We start from the raw sequence: 14,455 nt of genomic DNA on the forward strand, positions 1-14,455 counted from the left end.
CAGGGCTGCGCTTGCGCACCGCAATCGAACGATCTGGGAGAGTGATAGATGCGGGTAGAAGGATTCTTCGAGTGGCTGGGTCAGGCACTCGGCACCGTCATACGTTTCATCGTCGAAGGGCTGGCCGACTTCTTCGGCCTGTTTGCCCGCGCCGGGCACAACTTTCTCGAGGGGTTGTCACGCACGCTGGGGATGGACCGCTCGCTGCTGAGCCTGGTCGCGCTGGTCATCGGCCTGCTGTTGCTGGTCGCGGCCGTTCGCTCATTCTTCCGCGGCTCAATCATCGGCGGACTGGTCTGGCTGTTCCTCGGCTTGTGGCTGCTGAGCTGGCTGATTCACTGATCACGCCGATACATCGCCCGGCATACCCCGGGCACTGCGGTTTTTCCTCTTTTCCCACAGGCCACGTATAGTGCCGGGCCGTCCCGGAGGCCCGTAATGTCCCGCATGCTTGCCGCCTGGCGCCACGCGCCCACGCATCAGAAGGTGTGGGCTCTGGCGGCGCCGATGATCCTGTCGAACCTGTCCGTGCCGCTGGTGGCGCTGGTGGACAGCAGCGTGATCGGCCATCTGCCGCACGCTCACCAGCTGGGCGCGGTGGCGGTTGGCGGCAGTCTGTACACGCTGCTGGTGTGGGTGATGGGCTTCCTGCGCATGGGTACCACCGGCTTCGCCGCGCAGGCAGCCGGCCGCCAGGATGGCGGCGCGCTGCGCCAGATATTGTTGCAGGGACTGTTGCTGGCCGTCGGCTTCGCCCTGCTGCTGGGCACACTCGGTGTGCCGCTCAAGGGCGCCGCGCTGCAGCTGATGCAGCCCTCGGCGGAACTGAACGACCTGACCCGCGACTATTTCCACACGCGCCTGTTCGGCCTGCCTGCCGCGCTGGCCAGCTATGCACTGATCGGCTGGTTTCTCGGCACGCAGAACGCCCGCGCGCCGCTGGCCATTCTGCTGACGACCAACCTCATCAATGTCGCGCTGGACCTGTGGTTCGTGCTCGGCCTCGACTGGGGCGTGGCCGGGGCCGCTCGCGCCTCGGTGATCGCCGAATGGAGCGGCGCGCTGCTTGGCCTGGCCCTTACTCGCAAGGCCCTGGCGCGTTATCCCGGCCGACTCGACACTCGCGCGCTGCGGCACTGGACAAGCTGGCGCCCGCTGATGGCGGTCAACCGCGACATTTTCCTGCGCTCGCTGGCACTGCAGCTGGTGTTCTTCCTGGTCACGGTGCAGGGCACCCGCCTGGGCGATGCCACAGTCGCCGCCAACGCCCTGCTGCTCAACGGCCTGCTGCTGACCGCGCATGCCCTCGACGGACTGGCCCATGCGGTGGAAGCCTTGAGCGGGCATGCCATCGGTGCAGGCGACCGCAACGCACTGCAACGGGTGATGGTGGTTGCCGGGGGTTGGTCATTGCTGGCCAGCATCGCCTTCGGCCTGTTCTTTCTGTTCGGCGGCCAGCTGTTCATCCAGTTGCAGACCGACATACCCGAGGTGCGCCAGACCGCGCTGACCTACTTGCCCTATCTGGCGGCATTGCCGGTGATCGCGGTCTGGAGCTATCTGCTCGATGGCCTGTTCATCGGTGCCACCCGCGCGCGGGAGATGCGCAACAGCATGCTGCTGGCAGTGGCGCTGACGTTGCCGCTCGGCTGGCTGCTGCAGGGGCTGGGCAATCACGGCTTGTGGCTGGCCTTTCTCGCCTTCATGCTGACGCGTGGCATCTGCCTGGGCGTGCTCGCCTTGCGTCTGCAGCGCCGCGGCACCTGGTTTACCATGAGCACGCCTGGCACCACCCATTCCGAAGGACGCTGAACATGGCCTATGCCATTGCCGCCTACTTGCACTTTCTGGCGATCTTCCTGCTCTTTTCCCTGTTGCTGCTGGAGCATCAGCTGTTCCGCCAGCCGCTGACGCTGGAGCGCGCGCGCAGCCTGTTCCGCATCGACATAGCCTTTGGCATCACGGCCGCGGCCGTGCTGGCGAGCGGCATCGCCCGGGCGGTCTTCTACGGCAAGGGACTGGACTACTACCTGAAGAACAGCTTCTTTCACGCCAAGGTCGGTTTGTTCGTGGTCGTCGCCGTCCTGTCCATCTACCCGACGCTGACCTTTCTGCGCTGGCGCCCCGCTCTCGCGGCAGGCCAGGCACCGACCATCTCGAGCGGCAGCGCCAGATGGGTCAAGCTGACCATCCGCCTGGAGCTGCTGCTGCTCGCGCTGATTCCCCTGCTGGCGGCGCTGATGGCACGGGGCTTCGGCGTCATGCCCGGCTGACGCCGGGCACCCATCAGGGCGTCAGGTAGGACGAACGCGTCAGTCCCAGGCGCAGCGCGTCGATGTACTGCGTGCGTTCCTTGGCGCTCAACTTGGCGCCCGCGACCTTGTCGCGGTAGTAGGTCATCAGCTCCTCGGGCGACAGGTGCACGTAGCGCAGCATGTCCTCGATGGTGTCGTGGGTCTCGATGCCGGCGTGGTAGTAGCTACCGTCCTCGCGCTGATAGACGTTCACCGAATCGGTATCGCCGAACAGGTTGTGCATGTCGCCGAGAATTTCCTGATAGGCACCCACGAGGAACACCCCGAGGAAATACTCCTCGCCAGGCGCGACCTCGTGCACCGGCATGCTGCTCTCGATGCTCTGCTCGTCGACGTAGTGCTTGATCTTGCCGTCCGAGTCGCAGGTCAGGTCCTGCAGCACGGCGCGCCGCACCGGCTCCTCGGTCAGCCGCTGCAGCGGCACGATCGGCAGGATCTGGTCGATCGCCCAGGTATCGGGCAGGCTCTGGAACACCGAGAAATTGCAGATGTACTTGTCCGCCAGCTTGTCATTGAGCTCGTCGAGCACCGCCCGATGGGAGCGCTGACGGGCCTTGAGCTGGTTGTACAGACGACGGCAGATGGCGAAATAGCTCTGCTCGGCCAGCGCCTTCTGCGCCAGCGTCAGCTTGCCGGACGCGTACTGCGCGCTGGACTCGCTCATGTAATGGGTGGCGCGCCAGTAGGTCTCGGTGACCATTTCCGGGTCGGTCGGCCCGAGCAGATCGGCCAGCGACTGGACGATGTCCGGCAGCTCGCCGTAGTTGTCGATCTGCGGTATTTCGTCGTTGTGCCGCTCGACGTCGGTGACCTGCATGACCAGCACCGCATGGTGCGCCGTCATCGCCCGACCGCTCTCGGAGAAGATGTTCGGATGCGGCAGCCCCTGCGCCTCGCAGAACTCCTTGAGCATGCCGACCACGGTACCGGCATATTCGTCGATGTCGTAGTTGATCGAACTGGCATTGCGCGAGTGGGTGCCGTCGTAGTCGACGCCCAGGCCGCCGCCGACATCGATGTAATCCACCGGCAGGTTCAACGCCCGTAGCTCGGCGTAGTAACGGATAGCCTCACGGAAGCCCTGACGGTAATCCGCCAGGTTGGCGATCTGCGATCCCATGTGGAAGTGCAGCAGGCGGATGCCCTGATCCATTTCTGCGGCGCGGAAGCGTTCGATCACCGAGAGCAACTGCGCTGCGGACAAGCCGAACTTGGAACGCTCGCCACCGGTATCGGCCCATTTGGACGATGCCAGCGACGACAGGCGCACTCGCAGGCCGACCTGCGGGGTCAGCTTGAGCTCGTTGGCCTCCTCGATCACCAGTCCGACCTCGGACTCCTTCTCGATGACGATGAACACCTTGTGGCCGAGCTTCTGACCCATCAGGGCCAGGCGGATGAACTCGCGATCCTTGTAGCCATTGCAGACGATGGTGCCGCCCTTCGGTGCCAGCGCCAGCACGGCCATCAGCTCCGGCTTGGAGCCCGCCTCCAGGCCGATGGAAACGTTCTGCGTGGCGATGATGTTCTCCACCACCGCTTCCTGCTGATTGACCTTGATCGGGTACAACGCGGTGTACTTGCCGGCGTACTCCATGCGCTCGATGTTGGCGTCGAAGGCGCCGGTCAGGCGCCGCACGCGGTCCTGCAGGATGCCGGGAAAGCGCACCAGCAGCGGCAGCGACAGCCCCGCCTCGCGCAATTGCTCGATCAGCCCGTTGAACTCGATCGGCTCACCGCTCGGCCCCTGCGGGCGCACTTCGACATTGCCCTGATCATTGATGGCGAAGTAACCGGCCCCCCAGTGGCGAATGCCATAGATGCTGCGGCTATCGGCAGCGGTCCACTGGCTACCGTCGTCTTTACGTGTGCGTCGTACAGGCATCGAAGCCTCCCGGAAAGAATTGAACGTTTCGCCGCAAGCAGATGCGCCCGGCGAAGGCTATGCGGCTTCGACAGCCGATATGCGGAAAAAGGTGAAAATTGGTGAGGCTGTCACAGCGGCACTCAGCCGCCGGACTTCTTGGCCTTGAAGCCGCGTTTGCCGAGTTCGTCGAGCAGCAGCTGGACATGATCGCCCTGGATCTCGATGACGCCGTCCTTCAGCGCCCCGCCGGTACCGCAGCGGCGCTTCAGCGCACTGGCCAGTTCCTTGAGTTCGCTTTCCGGCAGGGGCACGCCGCTGATGGTGGTCACCGTCTTGCCGCCTCGCCCCTTGCTCTCGCGACGTACCCGCGCGACACCGTCCCCCTCTGGCACGAGGTTTTGCTTGCACACGCAGCTGCCCAGAGGCTGACTGCAGTCGGGACAATGCCGACCGCTGTCGGTGGAATAGACCAGCCCACCCAGGCCGGCCAGGGAAGTGGTTTTCTTGGCCACGCAAACCTCGCTCGCGAATCTGGTCCTGTCTGACAGGACCGAACAGCCGGCTAATTTACCAGCATTGCGGCCCAGCTAGCAGACCGCCGCCCGGACAACGACCAGTGCCGGCCGGACGACCTGCGAGAAAAGTTCGAGCCTGCGCGACTCAGACGATACGTCCGGTTGGCGCATAAGGTGCCGGGTCCACGATCGGTTCGCGACCGAGCATCAGATCCGCCAGAAGCTGGCAGGACGCAGGTGCCAGCACCAGCCCGTTGCGGAAGTGCCCGCAGTTCAGCCACAGCCCGTCGAAACCGCTGACCTGCCCTATATAAGGGACACCGTCTGGCGAACCAGGACGCAGACCCGCCCAGTGCTTGACCACTTGCGCGTCGGCGAGCGCGGGCAGCAATTCGATTGCGGTCGCTCGCAGGCTTTCCAGCGCATCCTCGGTGGGCGTCTTGTCGAAACCGACATCTTCCAGCGTGCTGCCGACCAGGATATGGCCGTCGCGACGGGGAATCGCATAGCGCCGCTTGGCCAGCACCATGCTCGGCAGGAAGTCCTCCGCGCATTTGAAGAGAATCATCTGTCCCTTCATCGGCTTGACCGGGATCTGCAGTCCCAGAGTCGCCAGCAACTGAGCGCTCCAGGCACCCGCCGCCACCACGACTTGCTCGGCACGCATATCGCCCTGCGCCGTCCTCACGCCCACGACCCGCGAGCCATCCTGCAGGAAGCTCTCGACCGGGCAATGCTCGACGACCGTCACGTTGGACAACCCTGCCAGCGCCGCGCGCAACGCCTGCAGCAGTCGCGGATTGCGAATGTTGGCCACGCCCTCCATGTAGACGGCCCGTTCGTAACCCTCACCCAGCGAAGGCACGGCCTTGCGCACCGCCTCCATCGGTACCGCGTGCAACGGACGGCCATAACGCTCGGCCCAACTCAGCGCCTCGGCCTCGTCGTGCAGGTCGAGCCAGTAGAGGCCTGTCACATGCACCTCGGGGTCCACCCCCGTCTCGCTCAGCAGCCGTTCACCCAGCTCCGGGTAGAAGTCCTGCGACCAATGCGCCAGCGCAGTCACCGCCGGGCTGTAGCGCCACGGATACAGCGGCGAAACGATCCCGCCGCCGGCCCAGGAGGCTTCGCTGCCAACATTGCCAGACTCCAGCAGCAACACCGATTTCCCCGCTTCCGCCATTCGATAGGCCGATAGCAGACCAATCACGCCTCCGCCGACAACGATCACTTCTTGATTCACAAGCCTCTCCCACAATCTGGTTCACATTTCCGCCCGAGCTGACTTGGACGGCCGGGCACGCTGCTTTAAAAGAGAACGTTCGCGCATCTCTTCATGACATGCGGGAACAGCAGCCAGGACGGCCGAACATCATACGTGCAAAGGAACCGCACTATGTCGAACCGAAATCAAGGCTTCACGCTTATCGAACTGATCGTCACGCTGACAATACTGGGCATCGCTGTCGCGATAGCCGTCGCGGCATTTGGAGAGGTGATTGAACGGAATCGACAGGAGGCACTGAAAGACGAGATCGAGAACGCGCTGTACACCGCCCGCACGCAAGCGATTCTGCAGCGCCGGACCATCGAGATATGCGGGAGCGGCAACGGAAAGAGCTGCTCATCCAGCTGGACGGATGGTTGGCTCATTCGTGCACCGAGCGGCCAGATACTGAAGCACACCCAGCTTCCGGCCCATACGCTGCGCTGGAGGGGGTTCAGCCCTTACGTGCGCTTCCGTGACAACGGCACCAGCCCCACAAGCAATGGACGCTTCTTCCAATGCTACAAACAGCAAATTGCCTGGCAGCTCATTCTCAATCGACAAGGTCGGGTACGAGCCGGGTCGCCCGCAGAAAACGCCAGCAACGCGAATCTGTGTCGATGACTGAATTGCTTGAGCAGGAACACGAACATCGACGCCGTCACAACTTGATTTGACGCAGATCGAAGGGCCGACCGCCCATCCACGTATATGTGCCAACCATCTTCCGCAGAAGGACAGACACACTGGTGCATTTGCATTATTCGCTCACGATTCTCTTGGAGCACACCATGTCACGCCGAACCGACATGCACGGATTCACCCTGATCGAATTGATGATCACCCTGGTGTTACTTGGCATATTCGCCGCGATTGCCGTTCCCAGTTTCAACGCCCTGATCCGCGGCAACCAGGTGCAAAGCAAGGCGGAGGAGCTGGTCACTTTCCTGCAGTTCGCTCGCGGCCAGGCTGCGCTCAATCGGCAACCATATGAAGTGCAGATCAAAAGCAACGCGCCATGGGAAATCCGCAAAAGCGGCAGCAACGAAGCCGAGCGAGTTCTCGAACACAATCCCGAGCACGCTGAAATACTCAGTTCGGCCCTGAGCGACAACAAACTCATCTATCGCCCCAATGGGACCGCGACAGCCGCCAAGTTCACCATCTGCCGCGAAGCAGACCCCACCACCGGCTACTTGCTCGAAGTACAACCCAGCGGCGGTCTCGTTCTTTACCCACGAGGCCAGAAAGATGGAGCCGCCTTGGACAGCTGCACCCCATGAGGAAAGCGATGAAAACCAATAAAGGCTTCAGCCTGATCGAAGTGCTCGTAGCGCTACTGCTGACCACCATCGGAGTACTTGGAATGGTGGCGCTGCAAGGCCGCAGCATCCAATACACCCAGGACTCCGTACAACGCAACACGGCCGTTCTTCTGTCCGGAGACCTTATCGAAATCATACGGGCACACCCGAAAGAGCTTTTCAACACCTCCCCTCCACAGTTCCCCATGAACAGCGGGTTAAAAAGCAGCTCGATGTTCTACAAGGAGGCCGGAAGCGATTTCATTGATCGTGAAAGCTGCGTCGCTAGCCCGACCAGAATAGCGCAGACAGCAAAAGAGTTGCGTGACTGCTGGGCGGACAAGGTGGAAGCGGCGCTACCTGGCGGAGCCGAGCTGTTCGACAGCGATACCTACATCTGCCGAAGCTCCACGCCGGGCAGTTGCGACGGCCAGGGCTCGATGCTCGAGATTCATATGGCCTGGCAAGTTCGAGAAGGCGCCTGTCTCGACTCGAGCAATACCGACGACACCGTCTGCACCTATACCGTTCGGGTAGAACCATGAAACTCATGAAACATGAAGTCGGCCTGTCCATGGTCGAGCTGTTGATCGCGTTGGTTATCAGCAGCTTCCTCATCCTCGGGATCACCCAGGTTTATATCGACAACAAGCGCAACTACGTTTACCAGCAGAATCAGGCGGGAAACGTGGAAAACAGCCGTTTCGCCGCTCTTGTAATCAATGACTATCTGGGCAAGGCCGGGTATCGTCGCTCGCCCTCGGCATTGCTAGATATCGTATTTCCTGCCCGCGGAGCTACCGGCGGATGTCAGGCATTCAGCGCAGGCCACGCAGCCACTGGCCTCGACCCCGACGAAGGGATCGGTTTCTGCATCCGATACCAGCCACAGGTGAGCAACGAACTTGACTGTCAGGGCGTTGCCAGCCCGGTCGTATACAACGAGGCATTCCCTTCGTCGCCACCAGATGCGAGTGAACTCACCGTTCTGGCTTTCAAGTATGAGCCAAGTAGCGACGGGGAATTGCAGAGCGGCGCGCTGCTTTGCAAGAGCCTGAACGCCCCCAGCCCACAGTACGGCGAGGTGCTTCGCGGCATTGCCGATTTCCGGCTCGATTTTGGGGTTGGCAAAGCAGACATGCTGGAAAAGGAAGTCACGACATTCATCTCGCAAGCCGACTGGACGCCGGCCAGCGGCGCCATTCGCAGCGTGCGCTATTCGCTGCTGCTCACCAGCCGCGCCAGACAGCGTGACAGCGACGATTCGAAGGTGCTTGCCGATTGGCTCGTCGAGGCTCCCGCGGATGAACAAACCCGTCTGCAGGACGCAGACAGCGGACGTATCTATCAAGTTGCAGGAGCAACTCAGACCCTAAGGAACCTCATGCCATGAGCCTTAACACTCGCAAGTCTCAGGGCGGCGCGGTGCTGCTCGTATCACTCGTCATGCTCCTGGTCCTAACGGTGCTTGCGGTCAGCAGCATGCGTGGCGTGACGCTTGAATCACGTATAACGGCAAACCGTGCCCAAGACATGAAAACGCAGAATGTTGCGGACGCGGCATTGCGGGAAGCTGAGTTTCGTTTTTACGGTCCTGGCAACTTGGCCGACAAGCTTGAAGCTAACGCGGCCAACTGCGAGACCTCGAACACGATAAAGCTCAACGGCATCAATAAGCCATGTCTGCTTGAAGTAGAACCCGATCGCCGCCTGGCCTTCGTAGACCAGCCGCAACTCATCAGCGCGGACGACCTGTCGATCACGTCGAAAGTCTGGATGCCTTACCGTGGCACAGACCCCGCCGCCGAAACAGAAGCAGATGCGTCCTACAACAGCATTCTGGCGGAGGAGACCGGCAACGCGGCCCTGAACGCGGAGTATGGCGGCCGTGGCGAAGGGAACGGCACCTACTTCTACCTCAACAATGGCAAGACTGGCGATGCTCTTTATCTGCAGTCGACGCACGCCAACATCTACCTTGGCCTTAACAATTGAGAGCCGACATCATGCTTCGTTTTCGAACTTATTCTCATGCCAAGACGCTGTCGTCTGCGTTGTTCGGCATGGCACTGCTGAGCGCAGCCGATACTTTTGCCGCCGTTTCCCAGAGCCCGCTTAGTTTGACCGTGGGCGTACCGCCGAACATGGCACTCACCCTTGACGACTCCGGCAGTATGCGTTGGGCTTTCGCACCCGACGCCATTAACGACATCCACGCAACAAGACGCGCGAAGTCGAGCGACTTCAATCCGCTTTATTTCAACCCAAATATCACCTACGACGCGCCCATCGTCTTCAACACAAGCGGCACTGAACAGCCATTATCCACCAGCTACACTGCTGCGTTACTCAATGGCTACAAGAGCTCTTATGGAAGCATTAATTTAAGCAACAACTACAAGTTCACCTGGAGCTATGACCTTCTCAGCTCGCAAGCTACTAGCTACGGATACAGCAACACTTCAAACCGATTAGGAGAGAACCCGTCTGCAGACTTTAGTGCCAGCGTCGTTCGCAACACCAATGGCACAAGCAATGTCACTAATAGTGCCGGCATTCCGTTCGCCATCAACCGCACCGGCAGCACGTCCTGTAGCGCGACGGCAACTATTTCAGGGGTTAGCATTACCGCAACCTGTAGTCAGACTGCAACCAATACCTATACGGCCACTTTAGCACAGCGTGGCGTACCGGCTTATTACTATACCTACGACCCAACCCTTGCGACCAACTGCACCGCCGCTAACGACAACTGCTATCGACTGAATTTCGTTAACAGCGAACAACAACAGAACTTTGCGAATTGGTATTCGTTCTACCGTAACCGAGCACTGGCAACGATTTCCGCTGCCGCGCTTGCTTTTTATAACTTATCCCCCGCGGTCCGCTTGACTTGGCAAGGGCTGGGCAACTGCAAGAGCTTCAACGGAAGCGACACGGCGAACTGCTACAACAATTCACTGAAAGAGTATTCGCCTGCTCACAAAGGGCAACTCTACGCATGGCTGCAAAACATTAATTTCAACCAAAGTACTCCCTTGCCGGAAGCGATGAAGCGCGCGGGCGAGTTCTACACAACCAGCACGCCGTGGCAGAAGAACCCTAACGGCACGGGCAACACTACACAAAACACATATGCCTGCCGGGCCAGTTACCACATCCTCATGACCGACGGACAGTGGAACGCCACGACCACGATGCCAAGTAATTTCCGTCATGACGCGGCGAACTTTACATTGCCCGACGGACGAGCCTACAGCCAACGCAAGCCCTACTACGACAGCACGAACAACACCCTGGCTGACCTTGCGATGCACTACTGGGCTACAGACCTCAATCCAAATCTCGACAATGATCTGCCCGCTTATATGCCTTTCAAAAGCGGGGACAACACCACAGATTACTGGGATCCGCGTAATGACCCAGCGACCTGGCAGCATATGACGAACTTCGTCATGGGTCTGGGGCTGACCGAGTCCTTGAACAATGCCAGCATTCCTTGGGCTGGCAGCACATTCGCAGGTCAAGGCTATTCCAACCTACTCGCAGGCACAGCCAACTGGCCAGCTGCCTCCAGCGGCAGCGCTAACAACGTCTACGACCTCTGGCACGCTGCCATCAACTCTCGCGGCGAGTTCTTCAGCGTCGACAGCCCGGAGGCGATGGTTCAGGCATTTGATGACATCCTGTCCCGCATCGCTGATCGCAAATCCACTGCGGCGAGGCCCGCAATCAACTCTGGCCAAGTCAGCACCGACGAGAACAACAACGGTACGGTCAAGACAGTCTCCTATCAGACATCCTATGCCAGCGACGACAACTGGTCGGGCGACGTCAAGCGTTTCGAAAAAGCGTGGAGCGCTCAAAACAACGCATTCGAGACTTCCGAGATATGGAGTGCCAAGAATCAGGTGCCTGGATGGCAAAGCCGCAACATCAAGATGGCTGGCGATACGAACAGCGGCCTGGTGGACTTCAATTGGGACAACGCCGGCGCAGCAAATACCGCAGGTACGCTGGCCAACCTACTCAGCCGTGATCCGGAAAACAGCAATCTACCCGACACCCTGGGACAGCGCCGACTGGAGTATTTGCGCGGCAAGCGCAGTGATGAGGGCTCACCGTTCCGCCAGCGCAGTGGCGTGTTAGGCGACTTCTACTCGTCGAGTCCGGCCGTGGTCTCAGGGCCACGTTACCTCGTCAACTACAGCAACCGGCTGGAAGGGAACACTGCTTACTCGACCTTCGCGACCAGCATCGCCAACCGCACGCCGCGCGTTTACGTGGGCGGAAATGACGGCATGCTGCATGGCTTCAATGCACTGACCGGCGTCGAAGAGTTCGCCTTCGTCCCCAGCGCGGTTTTCCACAAGTTGAACAAACTGACCGGAAACAATTACAGCCATGAGTTCTATGTCGACGGCAGCCCAGTCGTAGCCGATGTCTATAACGGCACCGAGTGGCGCACCATCCTGGTCGGTACTTTGAAGGCAGGCGGCAGATCCATTTTCGCACTGGATATCACGACCCCCGGAAGCGAAGAGCTGCTATGGGAATTCGATGACAGCAGCCTGCCGGCTGACGCAGCTGTGAAGATGGGCTATAGCTTCTCCCAGCCTACAATTGCGCGCCTGCACACCGGAACCTGGACCGTCGTATTTGGTAACGGCTACGAAAGCGCCAACAACACCAACGGCAAGGCGGCTCTGTTCATCGTCGATGCAATGGAAGGCACCCTCCTCAAAAGCCTTGAGGTTGAAGGCGTAAACGGCATTGCCAACGGCCTTTCGACGCCGAAGCTTGCCGATTACAACGCTGACGGCGTGGCTGACTACGCCTACGCCGGAGACCTTCAGGGCAACGTCTGGCGTTTCGACCTTCTGCGCAATGGCCGCAGCGATTCGGCGCCATTCACCACGGAAGACGATGGCGAGAACGCGATATCCGATTTCGAAGTCGCCTATGGGGGCGCGCCACTGTTCAGCGCAGTTGCGAACACCGGTACCAATGCACGCCAACCTATCACTTCCGCTCCGAGCCTGGTGCTCCACCCTACCGGCTTCGGCTATCTGGTGGTGTTCGGTACGGGTAAGTTCTTTGAGACTGGTGACAAGGAAGGCGACAAGAGCATTGCCCAGACGGTTTACGGCATCTGGGACAAGCAGACATTGGGTGAGGAAGCCAGCGCCCCTAACATCAGCCGCAGCAGCCTGCAGATGCAGGAGATCGTAACCCAGACCACCGTTGAAGCAGACGGTACGACCCGCCAAGGCTTGGTATTGAGTGCTAATAATGTTCGCTGGCAAGCGAGCGACAGCGCGCCAGCTCAGGATGGCTGGTACCTGAATCTTCGCCAGAGCCAAGGCGAGATGGTCGTGGAGAACATGTCGCAGCTGGGCCGCACGATCTTCTTCCAGACGCTGATCCCTAACGATGATCCATGTGGTGACGGCGCGAACAACTGGACCTATGCCATCAACCCCTTCACAGGCGGCAGAACGTCCCACAACGCCTTCGACTACCGGCCGACAACGGACATAGGCACAACCAACGTCTCAGCCATCCGCCAGGACGGTGAAGGGGGCGGCACGCTATCGCAGGATTCCGATGGGACCTACCAGTATTGCACAGGCCAGGAATGCGTTAACGTCTACCCAGATCCGGCCAGCCTGGGCCGCCAGAGCTGGCGCCGGGTCGAGCAGGAGTAGCAACCGGATGAACATAGTATTAATGGAGCAGTACATGAAGCGCGCTCAGAGCGGTTTCACCCTGATCGAGGTCATGATTGTCGTCGCAATCATCGGGATCCTGGCGGCGATCGCCTATCCCAGTTACGACGAGTACGTCAAACGCGGTAACCGTACCGAAGGCCAGGCGCTGCTGAACGATGCAGCCGCTCGACAGGAGCGCTATTTCGGCCAGAACAACGCCTACGTAACCGCCGACGCAAATATCGCCAAGCTGGGTCTGAAGAACGGCAACACTTCGGAAACAGGCAAGTACACGCTTTCCGTGGGCTCTACCAATGGCGACGGCGGGTATACGCTGACAGCAGAACAGGAGTTCGGCGACGCTAAATGCGGCAACCTGACTTTGAATGCCCTTGGCATCAAAGGTAACACTGGCAGCAAGAGCGCAGCGGATTGCTGGCGTTGAACTAAAGGCGCTCCGCTAGACAATAAAAAAGGGGTCTCTAAAGACCCCTTTTTTGACGAGAAAGCATCACAGTGCCTTAACCCGCAACTCCTTCGGCATGGAGAACGTCACGTTCTCCGGCCGTCCTTCCAGCTCGGCCATACCGCTGGCACCCCACTCTTTCAGCCGCTCGATTACCCCACGCACCAGCACCTCAGGCGCCGATGCGCCGGCGGTGATGCCGATACGCTCGACGCTCTCGAACCATTCTCGCTTGAGGTCCTCGGCGCCGTCGATCAGATAGGCCGGGGTATCCATGCGCTCTGCCAGCTCACGCAGACGGTTTGAGTTTGAGCTGTTGGGGCTGCCGACCACCAGTACCACGTCGCATTCATCGGCCAATTGCTTTACCGCATCCTGGCGATTCTGCGTGGCGTAGCAGATGTCATCCTTGCGTGGACCACCGATGCTCGGGTACTTGCTGCGCAGCGCGTCGATGACGCGACTGGTGTCATCCATGGACAACGTGGTCTGGGTGACGAATGCCAGCGCCTCGGGGTTGCGCACCTGCAGCTGGGCGACATCCTCTTCATCCTCGACCAGGTAGATCGCGCCGCCATTGCGCGCGTCGTACTGCCCCATGGTCCCTTCGACTTCCGGGTGGCCCTGGTGGCCGATGAGAATGCACTCGCGCCCTTCACGACTGTACTTGGCCACTTCCAGATGCACCTTGGTTACAAGCGGACAGGTGGCGTCGAATACCTTCAGGCCGCGTTTTTCGGCTTCCTGTCGAACGGCCTGCGAAACGCCATGGGCGCTGAAGATGACGATGACGTTGTCCGGCACCTGATCCAGCTCCTCGACGAAGACCGCACCGCGGGCACGCAGGTCTTCCACGACGAACTTGTTGTGCACGACCTCATGTCGCACATAGATCGGAGGACCGAAGACTTCCAAGGCGCGGTTGACGATTTCGATGGCGCGATCTACACCCGCGCAGAAGCCGCGAGGGTTGGCGAGTTTGATTTGCATGATGGGTCTCGGCACGCGAA

General features: G+C 60.3%; 14 protein-coding genes. 10 read left to right on the plus strand and 4 right to left on the minus strand.

Going from position 1 to position 14,455, the window contains the following annotated elements; all coding sequences use genetic code 11:
• Window positions 1–48: 48 nt before the first annotated feature.
• From ACVRRC_RS18400 to ACVRRC_RS18410, 3 genes are all read left to right on the plus strand, one after another.
• Window positions 49–342, plus strand: a complete 294-nt coding sequence (locus ACVRRC_RS18400; RefSeq protein WP_011912169.1) for a hypothetical protein — start codon at window positions 49–51, stop codon at window positions 340–342.
• Between the two features lie 96 nt (window positions 343–438).
• A complete protein-coding gene (locus ACVRRC_RS18405; RefSeq protein WP_061374039.1) occupies window positions 439–1,812 on the plus strand; it encodes an MATE family efflux transporter in 1,374 nt (457 codons plus the stop codon).
• Between the two features lie 2 nt (window positions 1,813–1,814).
• Complete coding sequence (locus tag ACVRRC_RS18410) at window positions 1,815–2,273, plus strand: DUF2214 family protein (RefSeq protein ID WP_125856270.1); 459 nt, start codon at window positions 1,815–1,817, stop codon at window positions 2,271–2,273.
• A gap of 13 nt (window positions 2,274–2,286) precedes the next feature.
• Here the strand turns inward: ACVRRC_RS18410 and speA are convergent, their stop codons facing one another.
• The 3 genes from speA to thiO all read right to left on the minus strand — a co-directional run bounded on the left by speA (window position 2,287) and on the right by thiO (window position 5,940).
• Window positions 2,287–4,200 (minus strand): arginine decarboxylase, encoded by a 1,914-nt coding sequence (gene speA / locus ACVRRC_RS18415; protein ID WP_013981880.1) that lies wholly within the window; start codon window positions 4,198–4,200, stop codon window positions 2,287–2,289.
• Between the two features lie 122 nt (window positions 4,201–4,322).
• Window positions 4,323–4,694 carry a translation initiation factor Sui1 gene (locus ACVRRC_RS18420; protein ID WP_014595914.1) on the minus strand — a complete coding sequence of 124 codons (372 nt, stop codon included), beginning with the start codon at window positions 4,692–4,694 and terminating at the stop codon, window positions 4,323–4,325.
• 148 nt (window positions 4,695–4,842) lie between these two features.
• Window positions 4,843–5,940, minus strand: coding sequence for a glycine oxidase ThiO (gene thiO / locus ACVRRC_RS18425; protein ID WP_407043284.1), 1,098 nt, complete (start codon window positions 5,938–5,940; stop codon window positions 4,843–4,845).
• Between the two features lie 153 nt (window positions 5,941–6,093).
• Here thiO and ACVRRC_RS18430 point away from each other — a divergent pair, with 153 nt between their 5' ends.
• The 7 genes from ACVRRC_RS18430 to ACVRRC_RS18460 all read left to right on the plus strand — a co-directional run bounded on the left by ACVRRC_RS18430 (window position 6,094) and on the right by ACVRRC_RS18460 (window position 13,424).
• The gene (locus ACVRRC_RS18430) at window positions 6,094–6,588 is read left to right on the plus strand and encodes a GspH/FimT family pseudopilin (protein WP_045159205.1); all 495 of its coding nucleotides are present in this window, start codon (window positions 6,094–6,096) and stop codon (window positions 6,586–6,588) included.
• A 167-nt stretch (window positions 6,589–6,755) separates the two neighbouring features.
• The gene (locus tag ACVRRC_RS18435; RefSeq protein ID WP_045159204.1) at window positions 6,756–7,247 is read left to right on the plus strand and encodes a GspH/FimT family pseudopilin; all 492 of its coding nucleotides are present in this window, start codon (window positions 6,756–6,758) and stop codon (window positions 7,245–7,247) included.
• Window positions 7,248–7,255: 8 nt separating this feature from the next.
• Entirely contained in the window at window positions 7,256–7,813 is a 558-nt protein-coding gene (gene pilV / locus ACVRRC_RS18440; RefSeq protein ID WP_045159306.1) for a type IV pilus modification protein PilV, read from the plus strand.
• On the plus strand, window positions 7,810–8,661 hold the full coding sequence (locus ACVRRC_RS18445) for a PilW family protein (protein ID WP_045159203.1): 852 nt from the start codon (window positions 7,810–7,812) through the stop codon (window positions 8,659–8,661). The genes pilV and ACVRRC_RS18445 overlap by 4 nt, the downstream gene beginning before the upstream one ends.
• Window positions 8,658–9,263 (plus strand): PilX N-terminal domain-containing pilus assembly protein, encoded by a 606-nt coding sequence (locus ACVRRC_RS18450; protein ID WP_045159202.1) that lies wholly within the window; start codon window positions 8,658–8,660, stop codon window positions 9,261–9,263. Before ACVRRC_RS18445 ends, ACVRRC_RS18450 begins: the two co-directional genes overlap by 4 nt.
• 11 nt (window positions 9,264–9,274) lie before the next feature.
• Window positions 9,275–12,976: a pilus assembly protein gene (locus ACVRRC_RS18455; protein WP_407043285.1), complete on the plus strand. Its 3,702-nt coding sequence runs from the start codon at window positions 9,275–9,277 to the stop codon at window positions 12,974–12,976.
• Window positions 12,977–12,983: 7 nt separating this feature from the next.
• Window positions 12,984–13,424 (plus strand): type IV pilin protein, encoded by a 441-nt coding sequence (locus ACVRRC_RS18460; protein ID WP_272878190.1) that lies wholly within the window; start codon window positions 12,984–12,986, stop codon window positions 13,422–13,424.
• A 66-nt stretch (window positions 13,425–13,490) separates the two neighbouring features.
• On the opposite strand, the gene ispH is transcribed toward ACVRRC_RS18460, so the two are convergent.
• Window positions 13,491–14,435 (minus strand): 4-hydroxy-3-methylbut-2-enyl diphosphate reductase, encoded by a 945-nt coding sequence (gene ispH, locus ACVRRC_RS18465; RefSeq protein WP_236450844.1) that lies wholly within the window; start codon window positions 14,433–14,435, stop codon window positions 13,491–13,493.
• Window positions 14,436–14,455 lie beyond the last annotated feature (20 nt).

The organism is Stutzerimonas sp. LR2 (assembly GCF_055755175.1).

Coding starts and splice junctions, on each gene's coding strand:
- ACVRRC_RS18455 (WP_407043285.1), top strand. CDS start 9,275: ATGCTTCGTTTTCGAACTTATTCTCATGCCAAGACGCTGTCGTCTGCG.
- ACVRRC_RS18445 (WP_045159203.1), top strand. CDS start 7,810: ATGAAACTCATGAAACATGAAGTCGGCCTGTCCATGGTCGAGCTGTTG.
- pilV (WP_045159306.1), top strand. CDS start 7,256: ATGAAAACCAATAAAGGCTTCAGCCTGATCGAAGTGCTCGTAGCGCTA.
- ACVRRC_RS18405 (WP_061374039.1), top strand. CDS start 439: ATGTCCCGCATGCTTGCCGCCTGGCGCCACGCGCCCACGCATCAGAAG.
- ACVRRC_RS18460 (WP_272878190.1), top strand. CDS start 12,984: ATGAACATAGTATTAATGGAGCAGTACATGAAGCGCGCTCAGAGCGGT.
- ACVRRC_RS18430 (WP_045159205.1), top strand. CDS start 6,094: ATGTCGAACCGAAATCAAGGCTTCACGCTTATCGAACTGATCGTCACG.
- ACVRRC_RS18400 (WP_011912169.1), top strand. CDS start 49: ATGCGGGTAGAAGGATTCTTCGAGTGGCTGGGTCAGGCACTCGGCACC.
- ACVRRC_RS18410 (WP_125856270.1), top strand. CDS start 1,815: ATGGCCTATGCCATTGCCGCCTACTTGCACTTTCTGGCGATCTTCCTG.
- ACVRRC_RS18435 (WP_045159204.1), top strand. CDS start 6,756: ATGTCACGCCGAACCGACATGCACGGATTCACCCTGATCGAATTGATG.
- ispH (WP_236450844.1), bottom strand. CDS start 14,435: ATGCAAATCAAACTCGCCAACCCTCGCGGCTTCTGCGCGGGTGTAGAT.
- ACVRRC_RS18450 (WP_045159202.1), top strand. CDS start 8,658: ATGAGCCTTAACACTCGCAAGTCTCAGGGCGGCGCGGTGCTGCTCGTA.
- speA (WP_013981880.1), bottom strand. CDS start 4,200: ATGCCTGTACGACGCACACGTAAAGACGACGGTAGCCAGTGGACCGCT.